The sequence below is a fragment of the Streptomyces sp. NPDC093984 genome (assembly GCF_044764595.1).
GTDB classification, from domain to species: Bacteria; Actinomycetota; Actinomycetes; order Streptomycetales; family Streptomycetaceae; genus Streptomyces; species Streptomyces cynarae.
This window is the reverse complement of record NZ_JBIWIM010000001.1, coordinates 955,240-979,104: the sequence shown is the minus strand read 5'-3', so window position 1 is coordinate 979,104 and position 23,865 is coordinate 955,240. Positions and strand designations below refer to the sequence as shown.

The window sequence follows — 23,865 nt, the reverse complement described above, 5'->3', positions numbered from 1 at the left end:
CCGGACATGGATCGGAACGTCCACACGCCACCCGCGAAGGGGGACAGTCAAGACCGGTCCGAGGGGCAGGGACGCTGGGCCGGGCTCAGGTCCGGTACAGCGCCTCGACCTCGTTCGCGTACGCGTTCTCGATGGCCTTGCGCTTCAGCTTCAGCGACGGCGTGAGGAGCCCGTGCTCCTCGGTGAACTGGTGGGCGAGGATGCGGAACGTACGGATCGACTCGGCCTGCGAGACCAGCGTGTTCGCGGCGACCACCGCCCGCCGCACCTCCGTCTCCAGGTCCGGGTCGCGCACCATCTGGGCCGGGGACAGCTTGGGCTTGCCCTGCATCTGCAGCCAGTGCTCCACGGCCTCCGCGTCGAGTGTGACGAGCGCGGCGACGTAGGGGCGGTCGTTGCCGACGACGATGCACTGCGCGACCAGCGGGTGGTCCCGTACGCGCTCCTCGAGCAGCCCGGGGGAGACGCTCTTGCCGCCGGAGGTCACCAGGATCTCCTTCTTGCGCCCCGTGATCGTGAGATAGCCGTCCTCGTCGAGGGAGCCCAGGTCGCCGGTGGCGAGCCAGCCGTCGTGGAGGGTCTGGTCGGTGGCCTTCGGGTTGTTGAGGTAGCCCTGGAAGACATGGGCGCCGCGCAGCCAGATCTCGCCGTCGTCCGCGATGTGCACGGTGGTGCCGGGGATGGCCTGGCCGACCGTGCCGTAGCGGGTGCGCTCGGGCGGGTTGGCGGTCGCCGCCGCCGTCGACTCCGTCAACCCGTAGCCCTCGTAGATGTGCACGCCGGCGCCCGCGAAGAACAGGCCGAGCCGGCGGTCCATCGCCGAGCCGCCGGACATCGCGTGCCGTACCCGGCCGCCCATCGCGGCGCGGATCTTGGCGTAGACGACCTTGTCGAAGAACTGGTGCTGCACGCGCAGGCCCGCCGACGGGCCGGGGCCGGTGCCCCACGCCTTCGCCTCCATCGCGTCCGCGTACTTCACGGCGACCTCGACCGCCTTCTCGAACGGCCCGGAGCGGCCCTCCTTCTCGGCCTTGCGGCGGGCCGCGTTGAAGACCTTCTCGAAGATGTACGGCACGGCGAGGAAGAACGTCGGTCTGAACGCGGCGAGATCGGGCAGCAGCGCCGCCGCGTTCAGCTGCGGCTGGTGGCCGAACTTGACCCGCCCGCGGATGGCCGCGACCTCGACCATCCGCCCGAAGACGTGCGCCAGCGGCAGGAACAGCAGGGTCGCCGCCTCGTCGCCCCGCTTGGAGTGGAACACCGGCTCCCACCGCTCGATGACCGTGTCGGCCTCGAACATGAAGTTGCCGTGCGAGAGGAGACAGCCCTTGGGGCGGCCGGTGGTGCCGGAGGTGTAGATGACGGTCGCCACCGTCTCCGGGGTGACCGCCTGCCGGTGCCGGTGCACCACCTCGTCCTCGATGTGCGCGCCCGCGTCGTACAGCTCCTGCACGGCGCCCGTGTCGAGCTGCCACAGGCGGCGCAGCTGCGGCAGCCGGTCGATGACCGTGGCGACCGTCATCGCGTGGTCCTCGTGCTCCACCATGGCGGCCACCACCTGCGCGTCGTGCAGCATCCAGAAGACCTGCTCGGCCGACGAGGTGGGATAGACGGGGACGACCTGGGCGCCGATCGTCCACAGCGCGAAGTCGAAGAGCGTCCACTCGTAGCGCGTACGGCACATGATCGCGACGCGGTCCCCGAAGCGGACTCCCTGGGCCAGCAGACCCTTGGCGAGCGCCAGCACCTCGTCGCGGAACTCGGCGGCGGTCACATCGCGCCACCGACCCTGCTCGTCCTTGCGGCCGAGGGCTACACGGAGCGGATCTTCCTGGGCATACTCGAAGACGACATCGGCCAGGCCGCCCACCGGCGGCGCCGACGCCAACGGAGGGTTGGTGAACTCGCGCAATCCCCGCTCCCGGCTCCTTGGTTCGCCTGCGGGGCGCTCCAGCCGGTCAGGCTTTCTGGGGGCGCTCCGCACAGCGCCGTGAAAGCTACCCCACCCAGGAGCCGGGCGGGAGAGGGCTGGAAACCCCGGAACTCCTCACAAACGCACAGGTCAGCCACGGAAAATGCGAGCACAAGGGGAAGGGGCGGACAGAATCCCTTACGGCGGCGTAAGTTCCGGTCCCCTAATCTCCACGGAATCTGTACGGGGCGATTACCGCGCCGCACGCCCTACCGGCGAGTAGGCGGGGCGGTGGCCGGTGCCTTCCGCCGGGCCACCGCCCCCGGCGGGCACCCCTGCCCTACCACTGTCTTCTTCAGCGTCCGCGGCGCCGATCCTGTCACTCGGTCCCGCGGCCTTCGCACCAGAACCAGCACGGCCGCCCCCGCGGCCAGCCCCACCACGCCGGCCGTCCCGAGCGCCGCGTCGGGTCCGGAGGCGAAGGCGGTGCCCAGGGCGTGCTCGGAGAACGTGCCGCAGCGCCCTGGCGCCGCCGCCCGCCAGGGTGGAGCTCATCCGCGGCCGGTGCGGTGACTACCGTCGGTGCAGCCGGTCGCCGCCCGCGAGGATCGTCGCCGCCAGCGCCTGCGCCGCGCTGTGGGCGGGGCCCAGGCGCTCTCCGTGGACCAGGACGAAGTCGACCTCGCCCAGGTCCGGCAAGCCCGCACGCTCGGGGATCCTGACCAGGCCCGGAGGGATGAGGCCCCGGGAGTGGGCCATCACGCCGAGGCCGGCGCGGGCCGCCGCGATCAGTCCGTTGAGGCTGCCGCTCGTGCAGGTGATGCGCCAGGGCCGGCCCTGTTTCTCCAGGGCCTGAAGGGCGCGGGCGCGGGTGATGCCCGGCGGCGGGTAGACGATCAGCGGAACCGGGCGGTCGGGGTCCAGGCGCAGCCGCTCCGCACCGATCCACACCAGCTTGTCGTGCCGGACCAGTTCGCCGCGGCTGTCCTCGGGGCGCCGCTTGGCCAGCACCAGGTCGAGCCGGCCCGCCGCCAGCCGTTCGTGCAGCGTGCCCGACAGCTCGACCGTCAGCTCCAGATCCACCTCGGGGTGCTCGTACCGGAAGCCCTCGAGGATCTCCGGCAGCCGGGTGAGCACGAAGTCCTCGGAGGCGCCGAACCGCAGCCGGCCGCGCGGCCGGGTCCCGGTGAAGAACGCCGTCGCCTGCTCGTGCACCTCCAGGATCCGCCGTGCGAAGCCGAGCATCGCCTCGCCGTCCTCGGTCAGCTCCACGGAGTGCGTGTCCCGCAGGAAGAGCGGGCGCCCGGTCGCGTCCTCCAGTCGCCGCACGTGCTGGCTCACCGTGGACTGGCGCAGCCCCAGCCGTCGGGCGGCCTGCGTGAAGCTCAGTGTCTGGGCCACCGCGAGGAACGTACGCAGGTGGGAGGGGTCGTACATGGCTGAAGGTTATCGCGGAACACGATGACAGTCAGAGCGGTATGACAGATTCCCGATCACCCGCCTGGGGAGGACGATGGAGAGGGCACGACCGTGCCCCGCACCGGGCACGATCGTGCCCCTGCGCCGGACGTACAGCGAAGTAGTGGAGCACTGTGAAACGCCTGCGATGGCCGCGTCGGATGCCCGTCGATCCGTACATCCTCCTGTTGCTGGGGACCGTGGGGCTCGCCGCCCTCGTCCCGGCGCGGGGCACGGCCGCGAGCGTCACCTCCGGTGCCTCCACGGCCGCGATCGCCTTCCTCTTCTTCCTGTACGGGGCCCGGCTCTCCACCCGTGAGGCGCTGGAGGGACTCCGGCACTGGCGGCTCCACGTCACCGTGCTCGCCTGCACCTTCGTGATCTTCCCGCTGCTGGGTCTGGCGGCCCGCGGCCTGGTGCCGGTGTTCCTGACGCACAACCTCTACACCGGGCTGCTCTTCCTCACCCTCGTCCCCTCCACCATCCAGTCGTCGATCGCGTTCACCTCGATGGCCCGCGGCAACGTGCCCGCCGCGATCTGCGCGGGCTCCTTCTCCTCCCTCGTCGGCATCGTCGTCACCCCGCTGCTCGCGGCGGCCCTGCTGGGCAGCAGCGGCGGCGGATTCTCGGCGGACTCGCTCGTCGAGATCGTGCTGCAACTGCTGGTGCCGTTCCTCGCGGGACAGCTCCTGCGGCGCTGGATCGGGGGGTTCGTCACCCGGCACAAGAAGGTGCTCGGGCTCGTCGACCGCGGCTCGATCCTGCTGGTCGTCTACACCGCGTTCAGCGAGGGCATGGTGCGCGGCATCTGGCACCAGGTGAGCCCGCTCCGGCTCGGCGGCCTGCTCGTCGTCGAGGCCGCGCTGCTCGCCGTGATGCTGGCGCTGACCTGGTACGGCGGCCGCGCCCTCGGCTTCGGCCGGGAGGACCGGATCGCGATCCAGTTCGCCGGGTCGAAGAAGTCCCTCGCCTCCGGGCTCCCCATGGCGAGCGTCCTGTTCGGCGCACAGGCCTCCCTCGCCGTGCTCCCGCTGATGCTCTTCCACCAGATGCAGCTGATGGTCTGCGCGGTGATCGCCAAGCGGCGCGCCCACGACGCCGACAGCCCGGCGCTCGACCCGGAGCCGGCCGCGGCATCACGAACCGCGGTCGGTACGGCGACCCGTTCCGGCTGAGGTTCACCCGCGCCGACCGTGGCGAGGCCCTTGGTGCCCGAGGCACGGTGGTCCGTTGCGGGCCGGCTTGCGTCCGGACCGCCATCGTTCGGCCACTGGCGGCTCAGGGGCGCAGCACCACCTTGCCGAGGTTGCCGCGCGACTCGATGACCGCGTGTGCCTTCGCCGCCTCCTCCAGCGGGAACTCGGCGTGCACGACGGGCTTCAGCGCACCCTCGGCGAACAGCCGCCACAGCTCCTGCCGCCACCGCTCGTACAGCTCCGGCTTCCCGCGGGCGATCCGCGCCATCTGGAAGCCGATCACGGACTTGGCACCCACTAGCAGGTCGTACGCCTGAACGGTCCCGCCGCCCGAGCTGTACGCGACGAGCCGGCCGCCCGGCGCGAGCGCGGCGACGGCCGGGCGGAGCAGGTCGCCGCCCACCGCGTCGAGGGCGTAGTCGACGGGCTCACCCCACTCGGGGGCGTCGTAGGCGACCACCTCGTCGGCGCCGAGCGCGCGCACGAATTCCGCCTTGCCGGCGCGGGACACGGCGCCGACGACGCGGGACGCCCCGCGCACCCGGGCCAACTGCACGGCGAGATGGCCGACGCCGCTCGCCGCCGCCGTGACCAGGGCCGACTCGCCCGGCTCGGGGCGTGCCGCCTGAAGCGCGCCGAGCGCGACCAGCCCGCTGCGGACCAGCGCGACGGCCTCTACGGCGCTCGCCGTGCCGGGGACCGGAGAGGCCATGGCCTCGTGCAGGACGGCGAAGTCGGCATAACCGTGCCCGAAGCACAGTCCCGTCACCCGGTCGCCGGTCCGGAAGCGGGTGACACCGGCGCCGGCCGCGACCACCTCGCCGGCGATCTCGCCGCCGAGCGCGATCGGCTCGGCGGCCTCGGTGACCTTGCGCACGACGGGCAGCGTGACCCCGACGGCCTCGCAGCGCACGAGGAGTTCGCCGAAGCCCGCCTCGGGGACGGGCGCCTCCTCCAGGAACAGGGGGCCGCCGGTGGACTCGTACCGGACGCGACGCATCGCACCTCCAGCAATCGTTGGGAGCCCCAACGGTATCGCGAAACCCGTAGGGACTCCCGACGATTTTTTCGCTAGGCTGCGGCCATGGCCGAAGCACCCCTCCCCGCGATCCGCTCCCTGCCGAGCTGGCTCCTCGGCCGTGCCGCCGCCCGCGGTCGCGCCCTGGTGGCCGACGCCCTCGCCGCCGAGGGCATGAAGATGTGGCACCACGTGGTGCTCTCCGCCATTCGCGACCTCGCCCCGGTCGCCCAGGCCGACCTCGGCCGCGGCATCGCGCTCGACCCGAAGGACCTGGTCGGCATCCTCAACGACCTGCAGGCGGCGGGTCTCGTCCTGCGCGAGCCCGACCCCAGGGACCGCCGCAAGAACGCGGTGTCGCTCACCGAGGAGGGCGCCCGGCTGCTGAAGCGCTGCGAGAAGGCGGCCCGCGAGGCGAACGACACACTGCTCGCCCCGCTCTCCGCGGCCGAACGCGACCGGTTCACGGATCTGTTGATCCGTATTTCCGGTACGGACGGCTGACGGCGGCTAACGTTCCGTCATGACCGCAGCTGACGCACTCGATCCGGCGCGCACGGCCCTCGTGCTCGTCGACCTGATGGACCGCATCGTCGCCCTGCCTCTGGAGCCACGCAAGGGCACGGACGTCCTCGCCACGGCCGAGGGGCTGGCGGACGCCTTCCGCTCGGCCGGCGCTCCCGTCGTCCTCATCCGCGTCGAGCGTCCCGGCGTCGCCGAACAGCCGCCCGGCAGCGGCCTGGTGGCCGGCCTGCTCCGGGACGGTGACCTCGAGGTGGTGAAGCGGACGATCGGCGGCTTCCAGGGCACCGGTCTGGACGAGCGCCTGCGTGAACGCGGCATCACCACTCTGGTGTTCGGCGGCATCGCCACCAACCTCGGCGTGGAGTCCACCGCCCGTGCCGCCGCCGACCTCGGTTACGACCTCGTCTTCGTCGAGGACGCCATGGCAGCCTTCACCGCCGCCGAGCACCAGGCGTCGGTCGGGCTGGACTTCCCGCGCCTCGGATCGGTCGTGGCCGCCTCGCAGGTGCGGTTCACGACCGGTTGACACCGGGCCGGTGTCCGAGGCTCTCAGACCAGCAGCCCGCCGCCGTCCACGACCACCACCGAGCCCGTGCTGTAGCCGCCGCGCATCAGATACAAGTACGCCTCCGCCACGTCCTCCGGCGTGCCCACCCGGCCGACGGGCAGCGCGGCCGCGCTCGACTCGAACAGGCCGCGCCGGTCCTCCTCGGTCATGTCCCGCCACAGCTCGGTGTGGACCACGCCGGGGGAGACCACGTTGACCCGGATCGGGGCGAGCTCCAGGGCGGCCAGCGCCCGGGTGAGCGACTCCATCGCCCCGCACAGGCTCGCCGCGACGGTCGTGCCCGGCAGCGGGCGCTGCCCCGCGATCCCGGTGGTCAGCACCACGGAGCCGCCCTTGCGGATCGAGGGCGCGCCGTGCTTGACGGCCGCGTACGCGCCCGTACGCGGCGATACCCGGAAGGCATCGCCACCGGAACGGCGGAAAGGGCGACCCGAGATCTCGACCCGCGCAAGGTCCGCTGCTTCGGGCGTGAGGGCACAGCGGGCCCCGGCGGCGCAGGGGGCGCTCCCCGCCGGCCGGGGTCCCCGCCGCCGTGTCGCGGGGAGGCGGTCAGCCCTGGGCGGCAGTGGCCCGCAGGGCGATGCGGTCCTCGCCCGCGTACACGTTCATGGAGCTGCCCCGCAGGAAGCCCACCAGGGTCAGCCCGGTCTCCGCGGCCAGGTCCACGGCCAGCGAGGAGGGTGCCGAGACGGCGGCGAGGACCGGGATGCCCGCCATCACGGCCTTCTGCGCCAGCTCGAAGGAGGCCCGGCCCGACACCAGCAGGATCGCGCGGGACAGCGGCAGGTCCCCGTTCTGCAGGGCGCGGCCGACCAGTTTGTCCACCGCGTTGTGCCGGCCCACGTCCTCCCGCACGTCGAGCAGCTCGCCGTCCTCGGCGAACAGGGCCGCCGCGTGCAGGCCCCCGGTCCGGTCGAAGACCCGCTGGGCCGCGCGCAGCCGGTCCGGGAGGCTCGCCAGCAGTTCCGGCTCCACCCGCACCGGGGGCGTGTCCGCGATCGGCCAGCGCGCCGTCGTACGGACCGCGTCCAGGCTGGCCTTGCCGCACAGGCCGCAGGAGGACGTCGTGTAGACGTTGCGCTCCAGCGTGATGTCCGGGATCGCGACACCGGGCGCCGTCTTCACGTCCACCACGTTGTAGGTGTTGGAGCCGTCCACGGTGGCGCCCGCGCAGTAGACGATGTTCTGCAGGTCACGGTGGTCTGCCAGCACGCCCTCGCTGACCAGGAACCCGGCGGCGAGCGCGAAGTCGTCGCCGGGTGTGCGCATGGTGATCGCCAGCGGCTTGCCGTTGAGCCGGATCTCCAGCGGCTCCTCGGCGACCAGCGTGTCCGGCCGGGTGGAGACCGCCCCGTCCCGGATGCGGATCACCTTGCGTCGTTCCGTGACTCGTCCCATGTCCTGATCAGCCCCGGTTCTGTACGTGCTGGTAGCCGAAACGGCCCTTGATGCAGAGGTTGCCGTGGGTCACCGGGTTGTCGTGCGGGGAGGTGACCTTCACGATCTCATTGTCCTGCACGTGCAGCGTGAGGTTGCAGCCCACACCGCAGTAGGCGCAGACCGTGGTGGTCCGCGTCTGCGCCGACTCGTCCCACGTACCCGCCGCGCGCATGTCGAACTCCGACCTGAACGACAGCGCGCCCGTCGGGCACACCTCGATGCAGTTGCCGCAGTACACGCACGCCGAGTCGGTCAGCGGCGCGTCGTGCTCCACGGCGATCCGGGCGTCGAAGCCGCGCCCGGTGACGGAGATGGCGAAGGTGTTCTGCCACTGCTCGCCGCACGCGTCCACGCACTTGTAACAGAGGATGCACTTGTCGTAGTCGCGCACGTACAGGTCGTTGTCGATCCTCGGCTGCTCGTCGACGCGGGCCGCGTCCGGGCCGAAGCGGTCCGGTTTCGCCTCGTACTCCTTGATCCACTCGGCGGCCCCCGGCGTGGTGGACAGGTCCACCGAGGACGCGAGCAGTTCGAGCACGACCTTCCGGCTGTGCCGGGTGCGCTCGGTGCCGGTCCGCACCTCCATGCCCGGCTCGGCCTTCCGCGAGCAGGCCGGGACGAGGGTCCTCGACCCCTCCACCTCGACCACGCAGACGCGGCAGGCGTTCTTCGGGGTGAGCGTGTCGCCCTGGCAGAGGGTCGGCACGTCCTTCCCGGCGGCACGGCACGCGTCCAGGATCGTCGAGCCCTCGGGCACCCTGGCCTTCTGCCCGTCGAGAGTGAACTCGACGAGCCTGCGCGGCACCCCCAGCGGTATCGCGGTCATGCGTACGCCCCCAGACGGTCGATGGCGGATTCCACGGCGTTCCACGCGGTCTGCCCCAGACCGCAGATCGAGGCGTCCCGCATCGCGCGGCCGACCTCCCGGAGCAGGGCGATGTCGTCGGCGGCGTCGGCGCCCGTACGCTCCACGATCCGCTGGAGCGCCTCCTGCTGCCGCACGGTCCCCACCCGGCACGGCACGCACTGCCCGCACGACTCGTCGCGGAAGAACTGCGCGATGCGCAGCAGCAGCCGGGGAAGGGGGAGGGTGTCGTCGAAGGCCATGACGACGCCCGAGCCGAGCGTCGTGCCCGCCTGCCGCGTGCCTTCGAAGGTGAGCGGGATGTCCAGCTCGTCGGGGCGTACGAACCCGCCGGCCGCACCGCCCAGCAGCACCGCGCGCAACCGCTCCCGCGCACCCGCGAGCGTCAGCAGTTCGCCGAGCGTGGCGCCGAACGGAAGCTCGTAGACCCCCGGCCGCTCCACGCTGCCCGACACGCAGAACAGCTTCGGCCCTGTGGACGTCTCCGTGCCGATCGCCGCGTACGCGGACGCGCCCATCGTGAGGATCGGCAGCACATTGACCAGGGTCTCGACGTTGTTCTCCACGGTCGGCTTGCCGAACAGGCCCTTCTCCACGGGGAACGGCGGCTTCGAACGCGGCTCGCCGCGGTACCCCTCGATGGAGTTGAACAGGGCCGTCTCCTCCCCGCAGATGTAGGCGCCCGCGCCCCGCCTGATCTCGATGTCGAAGGCGTATCCCTGGCCGAGGACGTCGTCACCGAGCAGGCCCCGCGCGCGTGCCTGCGCCAGGGCGTGCTCCAGGCGGCGCAGTGCCCGCGGGTACTCGCCGCGCAGATACAGATAGCCCCGGTGCGCTCCGATCGCGTACCCCGCGATCGTCATCGCCTCGACGAGCGCGTACGGGTCGCCCTCCATGAGCACGCGGTCCTTGAAGGTGCCCGGCTCGGATTCGTCGGCGTTGCACACGAGGTAGTGCGGGTGGTCGGGCTGGGACGCGGTGGCCTGCCACTTGCGGCCGGTGGGGAAGGCCGCGCCGCCACGCCCGAGCAGACCGGAGTCGGTGACCTCCCGGATCACCCCGGCGGGGCCGAGTGCGAAGGCCCGGCGCAGGGCCGTGTAGCCGCCGTGGGCGCGGTAGTCGTCAAGGGAGGACGGATCGACGACGCCGACCCGGTGCAGCAGGATCAACGACGGGTCTCCGGCCTGGGGCACCGCCATCGCCGCCGGCGGCTCCTGAGGCGCCGAGTCGGGCGCGGTGGCGGCGAGGACGGCCCCCTCCACCGTTCCCGGCGCCGCCACCGCCGTACGCACCGGGTCGCCCGCCCTGATCGCGAGTGCCGCCGGGGCGCGTTCGCACAGGCCCAGGCAGGGGCTGCGCTCGACGCTCACCCCGCTGCCCGGGCCGAGCCGCGCCTCCGCACCGGCGCACAACTCGCCCGCCCCGGCGGCCGCGCAGGCCAGGTCCGTGCAGACGTGCAGCACGGTCGCCGGGCGGGGCCCGACCGAGAACATCGCGTAGAACGTGGCCACGCCATACGCCTCCGCCGGCGGCACGGTCAGCCGCCGGCACAGGTAGTCGAGGCCGCCCTCGCTGATCCAGCCGACCCGGTCGTTGAGCGCGTGCAGCCCCGGCAACAGCAGGTCGCGGCGGTCCCGGGCCGCGCGCCCGCCGCGGGCCCACCTCAGGTCGGCGTCCGTACGGTCGGCGCCCTCCCACGAGGACTCCGGCGGGCCCAACAGGGCGTCGACGGCCGCCCGTTCCTCGTCAGTCGGCTTGCTGTCACCGAAGTGCAGGTCCACTTGCGTCACCTCACGATGGTCGCGACGGGCAGCTTCTCGATCCGGATCGCCGACGCCTTGAACTCCGCCGTGCCGGCGATGGGGCAGTTCGCCTCGATCGTCAGCTGGTTGGTGTCCACCTCGTCGGGGAAGTGCATCGTCATGAAGGCGAGCCCGGGCCTGAGGCCGGTGTCGACCCACACCGGGGCGACCACGGATCCGCGCCGCGAGGTCACCCGCACCTCCTCGCCGACGACGACCCCGTAGCGCTCGGCGTCCTCGGGGCACAGCTCCACGTACTCGCCGCGCCGGAGGGGGGAGGCGTAACCGCCGCTCTGCACCCCGGTGTTGTACGAGTCGAGCCGCCGCCCGGTGGTCAGCCGGATCGGGTACTGCTCGTCGGTGAGGTCGACAGGTGGGTCGTGCCGGACCATCCCGAACGGCGCGGGCGTGCCGCGCCTTTCCGGGTCCTTCTCCCACAACCGGCCGTGCAGGTAGGTGGGTTCCAGCCGGTCCGTGCTCGGGCACGGCCACTGGATGCCCTGGTGCTCCTCCAGGCGCGCGTACGTCATCCCGTAGTGGTCCGGCGACACCGACCGCAGCTCGTTCCACACGGCCTGCGCGTCGGCGTACTTCCACTCGTGGCCGAGGCGTGCCGCCAGGTCGCAGAGGATGTCGATGTCCTCGCGGGCCTCACCGGGCGGCGTGACCGCACGCCGTACCCGCTGCACCCGGCGCTCGCTGTTCGTCGTCGTGCCCTCGGTCTCCGCCCAGCCGGCCGTCGCCGGCAGCACCACGTCCGCCAGCTCGGCCGTCTTCGTCAGGAAGATGTCCTGCACGACGAGGAAGTCGAGCTGCCGCAGCCGCCGCACGGCCTGTTCGCTGTCCGCCTCCGACTGCGCCGGGTTCTCCCCGATGCAGTAGACCGCCCGGAGCGAGCCCTCCTCCATCGCCTCGAACATCTCCGTCAGGTTCAGCCCGTAGTGCGGCTGGATGACGGTGTCCCAGGCGGACTCGAACCGGTGGCGCGCCTCGGGGTCGAGGATGTCCTGGAAGCCGGGCAGGCGGTTCGGGATCGCCCCCATGTCGCCGCCGCCCTGCACGTTGTTCTGGCCGCGCAGGGGTTGCAGCCCGGAGCCGTGGCGTCCCACGTGACCGGTGAGCAGGGACAGGTTGATCAGCGCGCGGACGTTGTCGGTGCCGTTGTGGTGCTCGGTGATGCCGAGGGTCCAGCACAGCTGGGCGCGCTCGGCGCGGGCGTAGGCGTGGGCCAGCTCGCGGATGGCGCGGGCCGGTACGCCCGTCACCTTCTCGGCGAGCGACAGCGTCCACGGCTCGACCAGCGCCTTGTACTCCTCGAAGCCGGTGGTGGCCCGCTCGACGAACGCCTCGTTGACCAGGCCCGCGTGGATGATCTCGCGGCCGATCGCGTGCGCCATCGGGATGTCCGTGCCGACGTTGAGGCCGAGCCAGCTCTCCGCCCACTCGGCGGTGGACGTGCGGCGCGGGTCGACGGCGTACATCCGCGCGCCGTTCCTGATGCCCTTCAGCACGTGCTGGAAGAAGATCGGGTGCGCGAAGCGGGCGTTGGAGCCCCACATCACGATGACGTCGGTGTGCTCGACCTCCTCGTACGACGACGTCCCGCCGCCCGAGCCGAACGCCGCCGACAGGCCGGCGACACTCGGGGCGTGGCAGGTGCGGTTGCAGGAGTCGACGTTGTTGGTGCCCATCACCACCCGGGCGAACTTCTGCGCCACGTAGTTCATCTCGTTGGTCGCGCGGGCGCAGGAGAACATGCCGAACGCGCCGCGGTTGCGGGTCAGGCCCCGGGCGGTGCGGTCCAGCGCCTCCTCCCACGTCGCCGGGCGGAAGGGCTCGTCGCGGGAGTCGCGGACGAGCGGGTGGGTGAGCCGGGTGTAGGTCTTCGGTTCGCGTTTCCTCATGCGGCGCTCCTCAGCGCGAGCAGGTCCGAGATGGCGTGCACGGTCCGCAGGGTGGGCACCTCGACGCCGGTGATCTCCGCCAGCTCGACGACGGCCGCGAGGAGTACGTCGAGTTCGAGCGGTTTGCCGCGCTCCAGGTCCTGGAGCGTGGAGGTGCGGTGGTCGCCGACCCGCTCGGCGCCCGCGAGGCGCCGTTCGATGGAGACGCCGACCGTGCAGCCGAGGGCCTCGGCGACCGTGAGCGTCTCCCGCATCATGATCTCGATGACCCTGCGGGTGCCGCCGTGCAGGCACATCTGCCGCATGGTGGCGCGGGCCAGCGCGCTGATCGGGTTGAAGGAGATGTTGCCGAGCAGCTTGACCCAGATGTCGCTGCGCAGGTCCGGCTCGACCGGGCACTTCAGGCCGCCCGCCCGCATCGCCTCACCGAAGGCCAGACAGCGCTCGGAGATGCTGCGGTCCGGCTCGCCGACGGAGAACCGGGTGCCTTCCAAGTGCCGTACGACACCGGGGCCTTCGAGTTCGGTCGCCGCGTACACCACGCAGCCGATGGCCCGTTCCGGCGCGAGCACCGCACTGACCGCGCCGTCTGGGTCCACGCTCTGAAGGCGACGGCCGTCGTAGGGGCCGCCGTGGCGGTGGAAGTACCACCAGGGGATGCCGTTCTGGGCGGCCACGACCGCCGTCGTGTCGTGCAGGAGAGGCTCGATCAGCGGCCCGCACGCCGCGTACGAGTTGGCCTTCAGACCCAGGAACACATAGTCGACCGGGCCGATCTCGGCCGGGTCGTCGGTGGCGTGGGCGTGCGCGGTGAAGTCGCCGCGCGGACTGCGCACCCGCACTCCGTGCCGCCTCATGGCCGCCAGATGCGGTCCACGGGCGATGAGGTGCACATCGGCGCCCGCACGGTGCAGCGCGGCGCCGACGTAGGCGCCGATCGCACCGGCGCCGAGAACTGCGACTTTCACAGGAACACTCCGTTCGGTCGAGGGAGTACCGCGGAGGTGGCAAGAACTGCCGAAGACGGTCGATACGGGTATGTCGACGAAATATTGTCTACAGTATGGAAGTTGGCTCGGCAAGAGTCCGTGCAACGCCGGAAACCGGGCGGCACGACCGTTCGGCGCGTCCTGGATACCGCTCACCGCATACGGTCGACGCGCGGGGTTCTCAACTCCCATCCGCCTTCCTACTGTTCGGGATCATGAGCCCTCCTGTCGCACCCCCGGGATGGAGCCGCTGGCTGGTGCCGCCCGCCGCCCTCTCCGTCCACCTGTCCATCGGCCAGGCCTACGCCTGGAGCGTGTTCAAGCCGCCGCTCGAATCCGCCCTGCATCTCAGTGGCACCCAGAGCGCGCTGCCCTTCCAGCTCGCCATCGTGATGCTCGGGCTGTCGGCCGCGTTCGGCGGCACGCTCGTCGAACGCAACGGCCCGCGCTGGGCCATGACCGTCGCCCTGGTCTGCTTCTCGACCGGCTTCCTGATCTCCGCGCTGGGCGCGCAGACACAGCAGTACTGGCTGATCGTCCTCGGCTACGGGTTCGTCGGCGGCATCGGCCTCGGCATCGGCTACATCTCACCCGTCTCCACCCTGATCAAGTGGTTCCCGGACCGGCCCGGCATGGCCACCGGCATCGCCATCATGGGCTTCGGCGGCGGCGCGCTCATCGCCTCGCCCTGGTCGGCGCAGATGCTCCAGTCCTTCGGCTCCGACCACTCCGGGATCGCGCTCGCCTTCCTCGTGCACGGGCTGTCGTACGCCGTCTTCATGTCGCTCGGGGTCCTGCTGGTACGGGTGCCGCGCAGCGAGGACCGCGCAGGCACAGCCGTCGGGCCGAGTGCCTTCGAAGGGGTGCAGGTCTCCGCCCGGAGCGCCGTGCGCACCCCGCAGTTCTGGTGCCTGTGGATCGTGCTCTGCATGAACGTGACCGCCGGCATCGGCATCCTCGAGAAGGCCGCCCCGATGATCACGGACTTCTTCGCGGACACCTCCACCCCGGTGTCGGCCTCCGCGGCGGCCGGCTTCGTCGCCCTGCTGTCCGCGGCCAACATGGCGGGCCGGATCGGCTGGTCGTCGGCCTCCGACCTGATCGGCCGCAAGAACGTCTACCGCGTCTATCTGAGCGCCGGCGCGATCATGTACCTGCTCATCGCGTCGTTCGGCGACTCCTCCAAGCCCCTGTTCATCCTCTGTGCGTTGGTGATCCTCTCCTTCTACGGCGGCGGCTTCGCGACCATCCCCGCCTATCTGAAGGACCTGTTCGGCGCGTACCAGGTCGGCGCGATCCACGGCCGGCTGCTCACCGCCTGGTCGACCGCCGGGGTCCTCGGGCCGCTGATCGTCAACTGGATCGCCGACCACCAGAAGGAAGCCGGAAAGCACGGGTCGTCCCTCTACGGCCTGTCCTTCATGATCATGATCGGGCTGCTCGTCATCGGCTTCGCCGCCAACGAGCTGGTCCGGCCCGTCCACCCCCGCCACCACGTCCCCGCACCGAAGGAGGCCGCCGATGGCCGCCGAGAGCAGCCCGCCTGACCGGCGCCCGCTGATCGCCCTCGCCTGGGTGTGGGTGGGGGCGCCGCTGGCCTACGGCCTGTACGAACTCGTCCTGAAGGCCAAGCAGCTCTTCACCGGGTAACAGTTCGGGGGACATGCCCGGGCGCCCGAAAAATGCGGGAAGCCGACAAGCCGGGCGCCCCATTCCTGTCGTTTCACCTGCCGCCCTACCCGTGAGTCACTGATCAGACTGGTGGATCCCGACACCCACGGCACGAGGGGGAACCACCCATGAACGGCTCACGCATCACCGCCGTCGGCCACTACCAGCCCGCCAAGGTGCTCACCAACGAGGACCTGGCGGGCATGGTCGACACCAGCGACGAGTGGATCAGGACCCGGGTGGGCATCCGCACGCGCCACATCGCCGGAGCCGACGAGCCCGTCGACGAGCTCGCCGCGCACGCCGCCGCCAAGGCGCTGGCGGCGGCCGGCCTGGCGCCCGGCGACATCGACCTCGTCGTGGTCGCCACCTGCACCGCCGCCGACCGCTCCCCGAACACGGCGGCCCGTGTCGCGGCCCGGCTCGGCATGCCGCAGCCGGCCGCGATGGACGTCAACGTCGTCTGCGCCGGCTTCACCCACGCGCTCGCCACCGCCGACCACGCCGTGCGCGCGGGCGCGGCGAGCAAGGCACTCGTCATCGGCGCCGAGAAGATGTCCGATGTCACGGACTGGACGGACCGTACGACGTGCGTGCTGGTCGGGGACGGTGCGGGGGCCGCCGTCGTCGAGGCGTGCCCCGCCGGTGAGGAGCCCGGGATCGGGCCCGTGCTGTGGGGCTCGGTGCCCGAGATGGGGCACGCGGTCCGGATCGAGGGCACGCCTGCGCGGTTCGCGCAGGAAGGGCAGAGCGTGTACCGGTGGGCGACGACCCAGCTGCCGCCCATCGCGCGCCGGGTGTGCGAGCGGGCCGGCATCGCGCCCGAGGAGCTCGCCGCGGTCGTGCTGCACCAGGCCAACCTGCGCATCATCGAACCGCTCGCGGAGAAGCTGGGCGCCGTGAACGCGGTCGTCGCGCGCGACGTCACCGAGTCGGGGAACACCTCGGCGGCGAGCATCCCGCTCGCCCTGTCGAAGCTCGTGGAGCGCGGGGAGATCTCGAGCGGTGAGCCTGTGCTGCTGTTCGGGTTCGGAGGGAACCTCTCGTACGCGGGACAGGTGATTCGCTGCCCGTGAGCGGTCGTTCGTGGGTCGTTCTTGGTCGGGGGTGTCGCCGGTGGTCGTCGTCCGTGAGCGGTCGTTGGGGGGTCGTTCTTGGCGGGGGTGTCGCCGGTGGTCGTCGTCCGTGAGCGGTCGTTCGGGGATTGTCGCCGGTGGTGTCGCCCGTGAGCCCTCGTTCATGAGTCGTCGCGCTTGGCCGCCCTCCGAGCCGTCGCCGGAAAGCCGTGCGCCGGGTCGTCGTCCGTCAGCCGTCGTCCGCCAGCCGTCGTCCGCCAGCCGTCGTCCGTCAGCCGTCGTCGGACGGCCGTGTGACGAGGCCAACTCCCCGCAGGGCTGGTCCTTGTGCGCCGTAGACTGTAGACGAAAGACAATTCATACTGGCTTTCCGGCTACCGCGCCGCCGTTGCCCTGGAGGGGGACCGCGATGTTGTCGACAGGACTGCCGCAGGGAGCGGTGCCCAGGCTGGAGCGGCCAGGCCCGTTGCGCGACCGTGTCTACGAGGCGCTGCTCGAACTCATCACCACGCGTGCCCTCCAGCCGGGCCAGCACCTCGTCGAGAGCGAGCTCGCCGGGCACCTCGGGGTCTCCCGGCAGCCGGTGCGCGAGGCGCTGCAGCGGCTGAACACCGAGGGGTGGGTCGATCTGCGGCCCGCCCAGGGGGCGTTCGTGCACGAGCCCACGGAGGAGGAGGCCGACCAGCTCCTCACCGTCCGTACGCTGCTGGAGGCGGAGGCCGCCCGGCTCGCCGCCGCGAACGCGGACAGCGCCGGCGTCGCGGTTCTTCAGGAGCTGTGCGCCGAGGGCGAGCGGGCCGTGGCGCAGGACGACGTGGACGGGGCGGTCGCGCTCAACGCCCGCTTCCACGCGAAGGTGATGGAGCTGGCGGGCAACGCGGTCCTCGCGGAACTGGCGGGGCAGGTCGACCGCCGGGTGCGCTGGTACTACACGCCGGTCGCCCGGCAGCGCGGCCGGCAGTCGTGGATCGAACACCGTGAGCTGATCGCGGCGATCGCGGCCCGCGACGAACAGCGCGCCACCCACCTCATGCGCGAACACACCGAGCACACGCGGCGGTCGTACCACGCCCGGTCGGAGTCCTGAGCCCGGGCCGGTCCAGCCCCAGCTTTGTCCTGAGAGTGGAGAAAGTTGGCGGCAATTCATGCGCTACTTCTTCCCAGCCTCGGCCACCGCTGCTACGTTCCCCTCGAAAGCCCGGCAACTGGTAGCCGAATTGAGGCGGGGAGGGGCGCGTGAGACGGATGACGGCACGACCCGCGAACGCGCACCAGGCCCGGCTGCTCAAGCTGTTGCGCGACGGGGGGCCGCACTCCCGGGCGCAACTGGGTGACCAGGTCGACCTGTCGCGGTCCAAGCTGGCCGTGGAGGTCGACCGGCTCCTGGAGACGGGACTGGTCGTCGCCGACGGTCTCGCCGCCTCCCGAGGCGGCCGCCGCTCGCACAACATCCGTCTCGCTCCCAACCTCCGCTTCCTCGGCGTCGACATCGGCGCGACCTCGGTCGACGTCGCGGTCACCAACGCCGAACTGGAAGTGCTCGGCCACCTCAACCAGACCATGGACGTGCGCGAGGGCCCCGTCGCGGTCTTCGAGCAAGTCCTCGCCATGGCCGCCAAGTTGAGGACCTCCGGGCTCGCGGAGGGCTTCGACGGCGCCGGCATCGGCGTCCCCGGACCGGTCCGCTTCCCCGAGGGCGTCCCCGTGGCGCCCCCGATCATGCCCGGCTGGGACGGCTTCCCGGTGCGGGAGGCCCTCAGTCAGGAACTCGGCTGCCCGGTCATGGTCGACAACGACGTGAACCTGATGGCGATGGGGGAGCAGCACGCGGGCGTCGCCCGCACCGTGGGCGACTTCCTCTGCGTCAAGATCGGCACCGGTATCGGCTGCGGCATCGTCGTCGGCGGTGAGGTCTACCGCGGCACCACGGGCAGCGCGGGCGACATCGGGCACATCCAGGCCGTGCCCGACGGACGCCCGTGCGCCTGCGGCAACCGGGGCTGCCTGGAGGCCCACTTCAGCGGCGCGGCGCTCGCCCGTGACGCGCTGGAGGCCGCCCACCAGGGACTCTCGGCGGAGCTCGCCTCCCGCCTGGAGACGAACGGAACCCTCACCGCCGCCGACGTCGCCGCCGCGGCCGCCGCGGGCGACGCCACCTCCCTCGACCTCATCCGGGAGGGCGGCACCCGAACCGGCCAGGTCATCGCCGGCCTGGTCAGCTTCTTCAACCCCGGCCTCGTGGTGATCGGCGGCGGGGTGACCGGCCTCGGCCACACCCTGCTCGCCGCGATCCGCACCCAGGTCTACCGCCAGTCACTGCCGCTCGCGACCGGCAATCTCCCCATCGTCCTCGGCGAGCTGGGCCAGAACGCCGGCGTGATCGGCGCGGCCCGCCTCATCAGCGACCACCTGTTCTCACCCGCGTAAGCAACCGCCGCACGTACGCAACTCCAGCACAGCGCCCTGCTCTGCCCTGCCCTGAAACCGCCTGCCCAGCGCCGGCGGCACGCCCTGACACCGGCCCGCACGCCCGCCGAGGGGAACCCACATGGCACCAGAACCACCGCTGCTCAGCATGTCCGGCATCACCAAGTCGTTCCCCGGGGTCCGGGCGCTCGACGGCGTCGACCTCGACGTCCAGGCCGGTGAAGTGCACTGCCTGCTCGGCCAGAACGGGGCCGGGAAGTCCACCCTCATCAAGGTCCTCGCCGGCGCCCATCAGCCCGACACCGGCACCATCCACTGGCGCGGGGAACCCGTCACGCTGCGCTCGCCGATCGCGGCCATGCGCCTGGGCATCGCCACCATCTATCAGGAACTCGACCTGGTGGAGCACCTCTCGGTGGCCGAGAACGTCCACTTGGGCCACGAACCCACGGCCGCCGGCTTCGTCGTACGGCGAAAGGCGGCCCGGACGTCAACAGCACGACTCCTGCAGCGACTTGGGCACCCGGAGATCGACCCGTCCCGCCTCGTGGGCGAGTTGTCGGCGGCCCAGCAGCAGATCGTGTCCATGGCGCGGGCGCTCTCGCACGACGTACGGCTCATCGTGATGGACGAGCCGTCCGCCGCGCTCGACCCGGACGAGGTCGACAACCTGTTCCGCATCGTCGGCGACCTCACCGCCGACGGAGTCGCCGTCGTCTACATCTCGCACCGCCTGGAGGAGATCCGCCGCATCGGCGACCGGGTGACCGTCCTCAAGGACGGGCGGGCCGTCGCGGGCGGACTGCCGGCGAAGACCACACCGACCCATGACGTCGTCGCCCTGATGACGGGACGCAACGTCGAGTACGTCTTCCCCGAGCGGCCCGCGTCCCCGCCGCACGGCACGCCCGTGCTCGAGGTCCGGGGACTGGCCCGGCAGGGCGAGTTCGAGCCGCTCGACCTCGAGGTGCGCGCCGGGGAGATCGTAGGCATCGCGGGGCTCGTCGGTTCCGGGCGCTCCGAGATCCTGGAGACCCTCTACGGAGCCCGCAGGCCCACCGCCGGACAGGTCCTCGTCGACGGGCGCCCGTTGCGCCCGGGCAGCGTACGCGCCGCGGTGCGCGCCGGGCTGGGCCTCGCACCGGAGGAACGCAAGGCGCAGGCCCTGCTGATGCTGGAGTCCGTCACCCGCAACGTCTCGATCTCCTCCCTGTCCCGCTTCTCGCGCGGCGGCTGGATCGACCGGGGCACGGAACGGGGCGCGGCGCGCGCGACGACCCGCGAGCTGTCCCTGCGGCCCGACAACCCGGCCGTGCCGATCCGCACCCTCTCCGGCGGCAACCAGCAAAAAGCCGTCCTCGCCCGCTGGCTGCTGCGCGGCTGCCGCGTGCTGCTGCTCGACGAGCCGACCCGAGGCGTCGACGTCGGCGCCCGCGCCGAGCTGTACACGGTCGTCCGGCGCCTGGCCGACGAGGGCCTCGCGGTGCTGCTGGTCTCCAGCGAGGTGCCCGAGGTGCTGGGCCTCGCCGACCGCGTCCTGGTCCTGCGCGAGGGCCGCGTCGTCCATACCGCGCCGGCCCGTGAGCTGGACGAACACCGTGTACTCGACCTCGTCATGGAAGGAAGCCCGGTGTCATGACGCAGCCCGTCTCCCCGCCGCGGGACACCGCCGACAAGCTGCCCTCGGTCGGCCGACTCCCCGCGTGGCGCGCCCTGGTGGCCCGTACCGACGTCCGCACCCTGTCCCTCCTCGGCGTGCTCGCCGCGCTCGTCCTCATCGGTGGGATCACCAAACCGGACGAGTTCCTCGACACCCGCAACCTCCAGCTCGTCCTCACCCAGGCCTCCGTGATCGGCGTCGTCACCGTCGGCATGACCTTCGTCATCACCTCCGGCGGCATCGACCTGTCCGTCGGCGCGATCGTCGCGCTGGCCTCGGTGTGGGCGACCACGGTCGCCACCCAGGAGTACGGCTTCGCGGGCATCCTCTTCACCGCTGTCGTCGTCGGCCTGGGCTGCGGACTGGTCAACGGCCTGCTCATCGCCTACGGCGGCATGGTCCCGTTCATCGCGACGCTCGCCATGCTGGCCTCCGCACGCGGCCTCGCCCTGCAGATCACCGACGGCAAGACGCAGATCGTCACCGTCGACGGCATCCTCAAGCTCGGCGAACGCGACTCCTACGTGCTCGGCATCCCCCCGCTCGTCCTGGTCTTCGCCGTCGTCACCGTCATCGGCTGGCTGCTGCTCAACCGCACCACCTTCGGCCGCCGCACCGTCGCCGTGGGCGGCAACGCGGAGGCGGCCCGCCTCGCCGGCATCGACGTACGCCGCCAGCGGCTCTACCTCTACCTGCTGTCCGGGCTGTGCTGCGGCATCGCCGCGTTCCTGCTGATCATCCTGTCCGGCTCGGGCCAGAACACCAACGGCAACCTGTACGAACTCGACGCCATCGCCGCCGCGATCATCGGCGGCACGCTGCTCAGCGGCGGCCGCGGCACCATCACCGGCTCCGTGCTCGGCGTCCTGGTCTTCACCACGATCACCAACATCTTCGCCCTGAACAACCTGCAGAGCGACGTCCAGCAGATCGCCAAGGGCGCGATCATCGTCGCCGCCGTGCTGGTCCAGCGCCGTACCGCGAGCACGACCTGAGGAAAGGGTTCACCGCCATGTCGCCACTCACCAGTCGCAGAGGACTGCTCTTCGGGAGCGCCGCCGTCTCCGCCGGTGCCTTCCTCGCGGGTTGCACGAGTAACGAGGTCAAGGACGACAAGCCCGCCGCGAACGACCAACCGGCCGCGGGCGACAAGCCGGGCAAGCACGTCACCATCGGCTTCGCCGGCCCGCAGGCCGACCACGGCTGGCTCAACGCCATCAACGACAACGCCAAGAGCCGCGCCAAGAAGTACTCCGATGTGACCCTGGAGATCACCGAGGGTTCCAACGACACGGCCGCGCAGATCGGCCAGATCGAGACGCTGATCAACAAGAAGGTCGACGTGCTGGTGGTGCTGCCCGCCGACGGCAAGGCGCTCACCCAGGTCGGGCTGAAGGCGATGCGCGCGGGTATCCCCGTCGTCAACCTCGACCGCGTCTTCAACACCCCGCAGGCCTACCGCTGCTGGATCGGCGGTGACAACTACGGCATGGGCCTGAGCGCCGGCCACTACATCGGCGAGAAGCTCAAGGGCAAGGCGAACGCCCGCGTCATCGAACTCGCCGGCCTCGACAACCTGGAACTGACCAAGCAGCGCACCCAGGGCTTCGACGACGCCCTGAAGAACTACCCGAACATCAAGAAGGTCGCCCGTCAGGCCGCCGACTTCACGGTCGAGTCCGGGCAGGCCAAGATGGCCCAACTGCTCCAGGCGCAGCCGAAGTTCGACGCCCTCTGGAACCACGACGACGACCAGGGCGTGGGCGCGCTGCGGGCCATCCAGCAGGCCGGGCGCGACGACTTCCTGATGGTCGGAGGGGCCGGGGCGCTGTCCGCGTTCCAGGCCATCAAGCAGGACAACAGCGTGCTGAAGGCGACCGTCCTGTACCCGCCGACCATGGCCGCGTCCGCGATCGACCTCGCCCGCGCCCTCGGCCAGGGCAAGGGCATAGGCGGCCTCGCCGAGTACGAGATCCCGGCCTCCATCACCCTCTATTCGGCCGTCGTCGACAAGGACAACGTCGACCGCTACATGCCCACCGGCTTCAGGTGACGCTCCACCCGCACCCCCCACGGCGCACCACCACCAGGACGAGGAGGACCTTCCGTATGGGACAGCCGCAGAGTTCAGAAGGCGCGGAGAGCGAGACGCCGGCACCTGCCGGGACCGGCGCCGGGAAGCCGCCCCTGCGCGTCGGCATGGTCGGCTACGCCTTCATGGGCGCCGCCCACTCCCAGGGCTGGCGCACCGTGGGCCGTGTCTTCGACCTGCCCCTGCGCCCGGTGATGGCCGCGGTCTGCGGCCGCGACCCGGCAGCCGTGCGCGCGGCGGCCGACCGGCACGGCTGGGCGGCGGCCGAGACCGACTGGCGGGCGCTGATCGCCCGGGACGACATCGACCTCGTCGACATCTGCACCCCGGGGGACAGCCACGCCGAGATCGCCCTGGCCGCGCTCGCGGCGGGCAAGCACGTGCTGTGCGAGAAGCCGCTGGCGAACAGCGTGGAGGAGGCCGAGGCGATGGCCGCGGCGGCCGAAGCGGCCCACGCACGCGGTCAGCGCGCGATGGTCGGCTTCAACTACCGCCGCGTCCCCGCCACCACGCTCGCCCGCCGTATGGTCGCCGAGGGCCGGATCGGCACCCTGCGGCACGTGCGGGTGTCGTACCTCCAGGACTGGCTGGTCGACCCTTCCTTCCCGCTGACCTGGCGGCTGCGCAAGGAGCTGGCCGGCTCCGGCTCGCTCGGCGACCTCGGCGCGCACATCGTCGACCTCGCCCAGTACCTCGCGGGGGAACGCCTGGCCGGCGTGTCAGCGCTCACCGAGACCTTCGTCCGGCAACGGCCGCTGCCCCACGGCCCGACCACCGGGCTCAGCGCCGCATCGGCCGACGGCACCGGCGAGGTGACCGTGGACGACGCCGCCCTGTTCACCGGCCGCTTCGCCTCCGGCGCCCTCGCCTCCTTCGAGGCCACCCGGTACGCCACCGGCCGCAAGAACGCCCTGCGCATCGAACTCAACGGCGAGCGCGGCTCCCTCGCCTTCGACCTGGAGCGGCTCAACGAGCTGTCGTACCACGACGCCACCGAGCCCGAGGCGCACGCCGGCTTCCGCCGCATCCTGGTCACCGAACCCGACCACCCCTACCTGGACGCCTGGTGGCCACCGGGCCACGGCCTCGGCTACGAGCACACCTTCGTCCACCAGGCCCGCGACCTCGTCCACGCGATCGCCGAGGGCAGCACGCCCGACCCCTCCTTCACCGACGGGCTGCAGGTCCAGCGGGTCCTCGCCGCGGTGGAGGAGAGCGCCGAGAAGAACTCCGTCTACACGCCCATAGCGGTCTGAGGGGGA

General features: G+C 71.7%; 21 protein-coding genes. 12 read left to right on the top strand and 9 right to left on the bottom strand.

Annotation, left to right across the window (positions count from 1 at the left end; all coding sequences use genetic code 11):
- Positions 1-85: 85 nt before the first annotated feature.
- Both ACIRC0_RS04395 and ACIRC0_RS04390 read right to left on the bottom strand, forming a co-directional pair.
- Positions 86-1,912, bottom strand: a complete 1,827-nt coding sequence (locus ACIRC0_RS04395; protein ID WP_403611055.1) for an AMP-dependent synthetase/ligase — start codon at positions 1,910-1,912, stop codon at positions 86-88.
- Positions 1,913-2,485: 573 nt separating this feature from the next.
- A complete protein-coding gene (locus ACIRC0_RS04390; RefSeq protein WP_403611052.1) occupies positions 2,486-3,349 on the bottom strand; it encodes a LysR substrate-binding domain-containing protein in 864 nt (287 codons plus the stop codon).
- Positions 3,350-3,531: 182 nt separating this feature from the next.
- Here ACIRC0_RS04390 and ACIRC0_RS04385 point away from each other — a divergent pair, with 182 nt between their 5' ends.
- Positions 3,532-4,545, top strand: coding sequence for a bile acid:sodium symporter family protein (locus tag ACIRC0_RS04385; RefSeq protein ID WP_403611049.1), 1,014 nt, complete (start codon positions 3,532-3,534; stop codon positions 4,543-4,545).
- A 103-nt stretch (positions 4,546-4,648) separates the two neighbouring features.
- On the opposite strand, the gene ACIRC0_RS04380 is transcribed toward ACIRC0_RS04385, so the two are convergent.
- Positions 4,649-5,566: a zinc-binding alcohol dehydrogenase family protein gene (locus tag ACIRC0_RS04380; protein ID WP_403611046.1), complete on the bottom strand. Its 918-nt coding sequence runs from the start codon at positions 5,564-5,566 to the stop codon at positions 4,649-4,651.
- A gap of 84 nt (positions 5,567-5,650) precedes the next feature.
- Between ACIRC0_RS04380 and ACIRC0_RS04375 the strand changes: the two genes are divergently transcribed.
- Positions 5,651-6,088, top strand: coding sequence for a MarR family winged helix-turn-helix transcriptional regulator (locus tag ACIRC0_RS04375; RefSeq protein ID WP_403611043.1), 438 nt, complete (start codon positions 5,651-5,653; stop codon positions 6,086-6,088).
- A gap of 19 nt (positions 6,089-6,107) precedes the next feature.
- A complete protein-coding gene (locus ACIRC0_RS04370; protein WP_403611040.1) occupies positions 6,108-6,635 on the top strand; it encodes an isochorismatase family protein in 528 nt (175 codons plus the stop codon).
- 23 nt (positions 6,636-6,658) lie between these two features.
- Here ACIRC0_RS04370 and ACIRC0_RS04365 read toward each other — a convergent pair whose 3' ends face one another.
- From ACIRC0_RS04365 to ACIRC0_RS04340, 6 genes are all read right to left on the bottom strand, one after another.
- A complete protein-coding gene (locus tag ACIRC0_RS04365; RefSeq protein WP_403612700.1) occupies positions 6,659-7,114 on the bottom strand; it encodes an SDR family oxidoreductase in 456 nt (151 codons plus the stop codon).
- A 112-nt stretch (positions 7,115-7,226) separates the two neighbouring features.
- A complete protein-coding gene (fdhD, locus tag ACIRC0_RS04360) occupies positions 7,227-8,075 on the bottom strand; it encodes a formate dehydrogenase accessory sulfurtransferase FdhD (protein ID WP_403611038.1) in 849 nt (282 codons plus the stop codon).
- 7 nt (positions 8,076-8,082) lie between these two features.
- Positions 8,083-8,943 carry a 2Fe-2S iron-sulfur cluster-binding protein gene (locus tag ACIRC0_RS04355; RefSeq protein WP_403611035.1) on the bottom strand — a complete coding sequence of 287 codons (861 nt, stop codon included), beginning with the start codon at positions 8,941-8,943 and terminating at the stop codon, positions 8,083-8,085.
- Entirely contained in the window at positions 8,940-10,763 is a 1,824-nt protein-coding gene (locus tag ACIRC0_RS04350) for an NADH-ubiquinone oxidoreductase-F iron-sulfur binding region domain-containing protein (protein ID WP_403612697.1), read from the bottom strand. Before ACIRC0_RS04350 ends, ACIRC0_RS04355 begins: the two co-directional genes overlap by 4 nt.
- A 5-nt stretch (positions 10,764-10,768) precedes the next feature.
- Positions 10,769-12,688, bottom strand: coding sequence for a molybdopterin oxidoreductase family protein (locus tag ACIRC0_RS04345; RefSeq protein ID WP_403611033.1), 1,920 nt, complete (start codon positions 12,686-12,688; stop codon positions 10,769-10,771).
- Complete coding sequence (locus tag ACIRC0_RS04340) at positions 12,685-13,656, bottom strand: 2-dehydropantoate 2-reductase (protein ID WP_403611031.1); 972 nt, start codon at positions 13,654-13,656, stop codon at positions 12,685-12,687. The genes ACIRC0_RS04345 and ACIRC0_RS04340 overlap by 4 nt, the downstream gene beginning before the upstream one ends.
- Positions 13,657-13,892: 236 nt before the next feature.
- On the opposite strand from ACIRC0_RS04340, the gene ACIRC0_RS04335 reads away from it, so the two are divergent.
- The 9 genes from ACIRC0_RS04335 to ACIRC0_RS04295 all read left to right on the top strand — a co-directional run bounded on the left by ACIRC0_RS04335 (position 13,893) and on the right by ACIRC0_RS04295 (position 23,859).
- Entirely contained in the window at positions 13,893-15,224 is a 1,332-nt protein-coding gene (locus tag ACIRC0_RS04335) for an OFA family MFS transporter (protein ID WP_403611028.1), read from the top strand.
- A complete protein-coding gene (locus tag ACIRC0_RS04330) occupies positions 15,199-15,327 on the top strand; it encodes a hypothetical protein (protein WP_403611026.1) in 129 nt (42 codons plus the stop codon). The genes ACIRC0_RS04335 and ACIRC0_RS04330 overlap by 26 nt, the downstream gene beginning before the upstream one ends.
- Before the next feature lie 149 nt (positions 15,328-15,476).
- Positions 15,477-16,424, top strand: coding sequence for a beta-ketoacyl-ACP synthase III (locus tag ACIRC0_RS04325; protein WP_403611023.1), 948 nt, complete (start codon positions 15,477-15,479; stop codon positions 16,422-16,424).
- A gap of 409 nt (positions 16,425-16,833) precedes the next feature.
- Complete coding sequence (locus tag ACIRC0_RS04320) at positions 16,834-17,511, top strand: GntR family transcriptional regulator (RefSeq protein WP_403611021.1); 678 nt, start codon at positions 16,834-16,836, stop codon at positions 17,509-17,511.
- Between the two features lie 158 nt (positions 17,512-17,669).
- On the top strand, positions 17,670-18,851 hold the full coding sequence (locus tag ACIRC0_RS04315; protein ID WP_403612695.1) for an ROK family protein: 1,182 nt from the start codon (positions 17,670-17,672) through the stop codon (positions 18,849-18,851).
- Positions 18,852-18,972: 121 nt separating this feature from the next.
- Positions 18,973-20,490, top strand: a complete 1,518-nt coding sequence (locus tag ACIRC0_RS04310) for a sugar ABC transporter ATP-binding protein (RefSeq protein WP_403611018.1) — start codon at positions 18,973-18,975, stop codon at positions 20,488-20,490.
- Positions 20,487-21,506, top strand: a complete 1,020-nt coding sequence (locus tag ACIRC0_RS04305) for an ABC transporter permease (protein ID WP_403611016.1) — start codon at positions 20,487-20,489, stop codon at positions 21,504-21,506. The genes ACIRC0_RS04310 and ACIRC0_RS04305 overlap by 4 nt, the downstream gene beginning before the upstream one ends.
- 17 nt (positions 21,507-21,523) lie before the next feature.
- Positions 21,524-22,564: a substrate-binding domain-containing protein gene (locus tag ACIRC0_RS04300; RefSeq protein WP_403611014.1), complete on the top strand. Its 1,041-nt coding sequence runs from the start codon at positions 21,524-21,526 to the stop codon at positions 22,562-22,564.
- Between the two features lie 56 nt (positions 22,565-22,620).
- The gene (locus ACIRC0_RS04295) at positions 22,621-23,859 is read left to right on the top strand and encodes a Gfo/Idh/MocA family protein (RefSeq protein WP_403611011.1); all 1,239 of its coding nucleotides are present in this window, start codon (positions 22,621-22,623) and stop codon (positions 23,857-23,859) included.
- Positions 23,860-23,865: the final 6 nt, after the last annotated feature.

What these genes read in the sequence shown, in the direction of transcription:
- ACIRC0_RS04390 (WP_403611052.1), bottom strand. Translation starts at nt 3,349, where the DNA reads ATGTACGACCCCTCCCACCTGCGTACGTTCCTCGCGGTGGCCCAGACA.
- ACIRC0_RS04385 (WP_403611049.1), top strand. Translation starts at nt 3,532, where the DNA reads ATGCCCGTCGATCCGTACATCCTCCTGTTGCTGGGGACCGTGGGGCTC.
- ACIRC0_RS04380 (WP_403611046.1), bottom strand. Translation starts at nt 5,566, where the DNA reads ATGCGTCGCGTCCGGTACGAGTCCACCGGCGGCCCCCTGTTCCTGGAG.
- ACIRC0_RS04375 (WP_403611043.1), top strand. Translation starts at nt 5,651, where the DNA reads ATGGCCGAAGCACCCCTCCCCGCGATCCGCTCCCTGCCGAGCTGGCTC.
- ACIRC0_RS04370 (WP_403611040.1), top strand. Translation starts at nt 6,108, where the DNA reads ATGACCGCAGCTGACGCACTCGATCCGGCGCGCACGGCCCTCGTGCTC.
- fdhD (WP_403611038.1), bottom strand. Translation starts at nt 8,075, where the DNA reads ATGGGACGAGTCACGGAACGACGCAAGGTGATCCGCATCCGGGACGGG.
- ACIRC0_RS04355 (WP_403611035.1), bottom strand. Translation starts at nt 8,943, where the DNA reads ATGACCGCGATACCGCTGGGGGTGCCGCGCAGGCTCGTCGAGTTCACT.
- ACIRC0_RS04345 (WP_403611033.1), bottom strand. Translation starts at nt 12,688, where the DNA reads ATGAGGAAACGCGAACCGAAGACCTACACCCGGCTCACCCACCCGCTC.
- ACIRC0_RS04335 (WP_403611028.1), top strand. Translation starts at nt 13,893, where the DNA reads ATGAGCCCTCCTGTCGCACCCCCGGGATGGAGCCGCTGGCTGGTGCCG.
- ACIRC0_RS04330 (WP_403611026.1), top strand. Translation starts at nt 15,199, where the DNA reads ATGGCCGCCGAGAGCAGCCCGCCTGACCGGCGCCCGCTGATCGCCCTC.
- ACIRC0_RS04325 (WP_403611023.1), top strand. Translation starts at nt 15,477, where the DNA reads ATGAACGGCTCACGCATCACCGCCGTCGGCCACTACCAGCCCGCCAAG.
- ACIRC0_RS04320 (WP_403611021.1), top strand. Translation starts at nt 16,834, where the DNA reads ATGTTGTCGACAGGACTGCCGCAGGGAGCGGTGCCCAGGCTGGAGCGG.
- ACIRC0_RS04315 (WP_403612695.1), top strand. Translation starts at nt 17,670, where the DNA reads ATGACGGCACGACCCGCGAACGCGCACCAGGCCCGGCTGCTCAAGCTG.
- ACIRC0_RS04310 (WP_403611018.1), top strand. Translation starts at nt 18,973, where the DNA reads ATGGCACCAGAACCACCGCTGCTCAGCATGTCCGGCATCACCAAGTCG.
- ACIRC0_RS04305 (WP_403611016.1), top strand. Translation starts at nt 20,487, where the DNA reads ATGACGCAGCCCGTCTCCCCGCCGCGGGACACCGCCGACAAGCTGCCC.
- ACIRC0_RS04300 (WP_403611014.1), top strand. Translation starts at nt 21,524, where the DNA reads ATGTCGCCACTCACCAGTCGCAGAGGACTGCTCTTCGGGAGCGCCGCC.
- ACIRC0_RS04295 (WP_403611011.1), top strand. Translation starts at nt 22,621, where the DNA reads ATGGGACAGCCGCAGAGTTCAGAAGGCGCGGAGAGCGAGACGCCGGCA.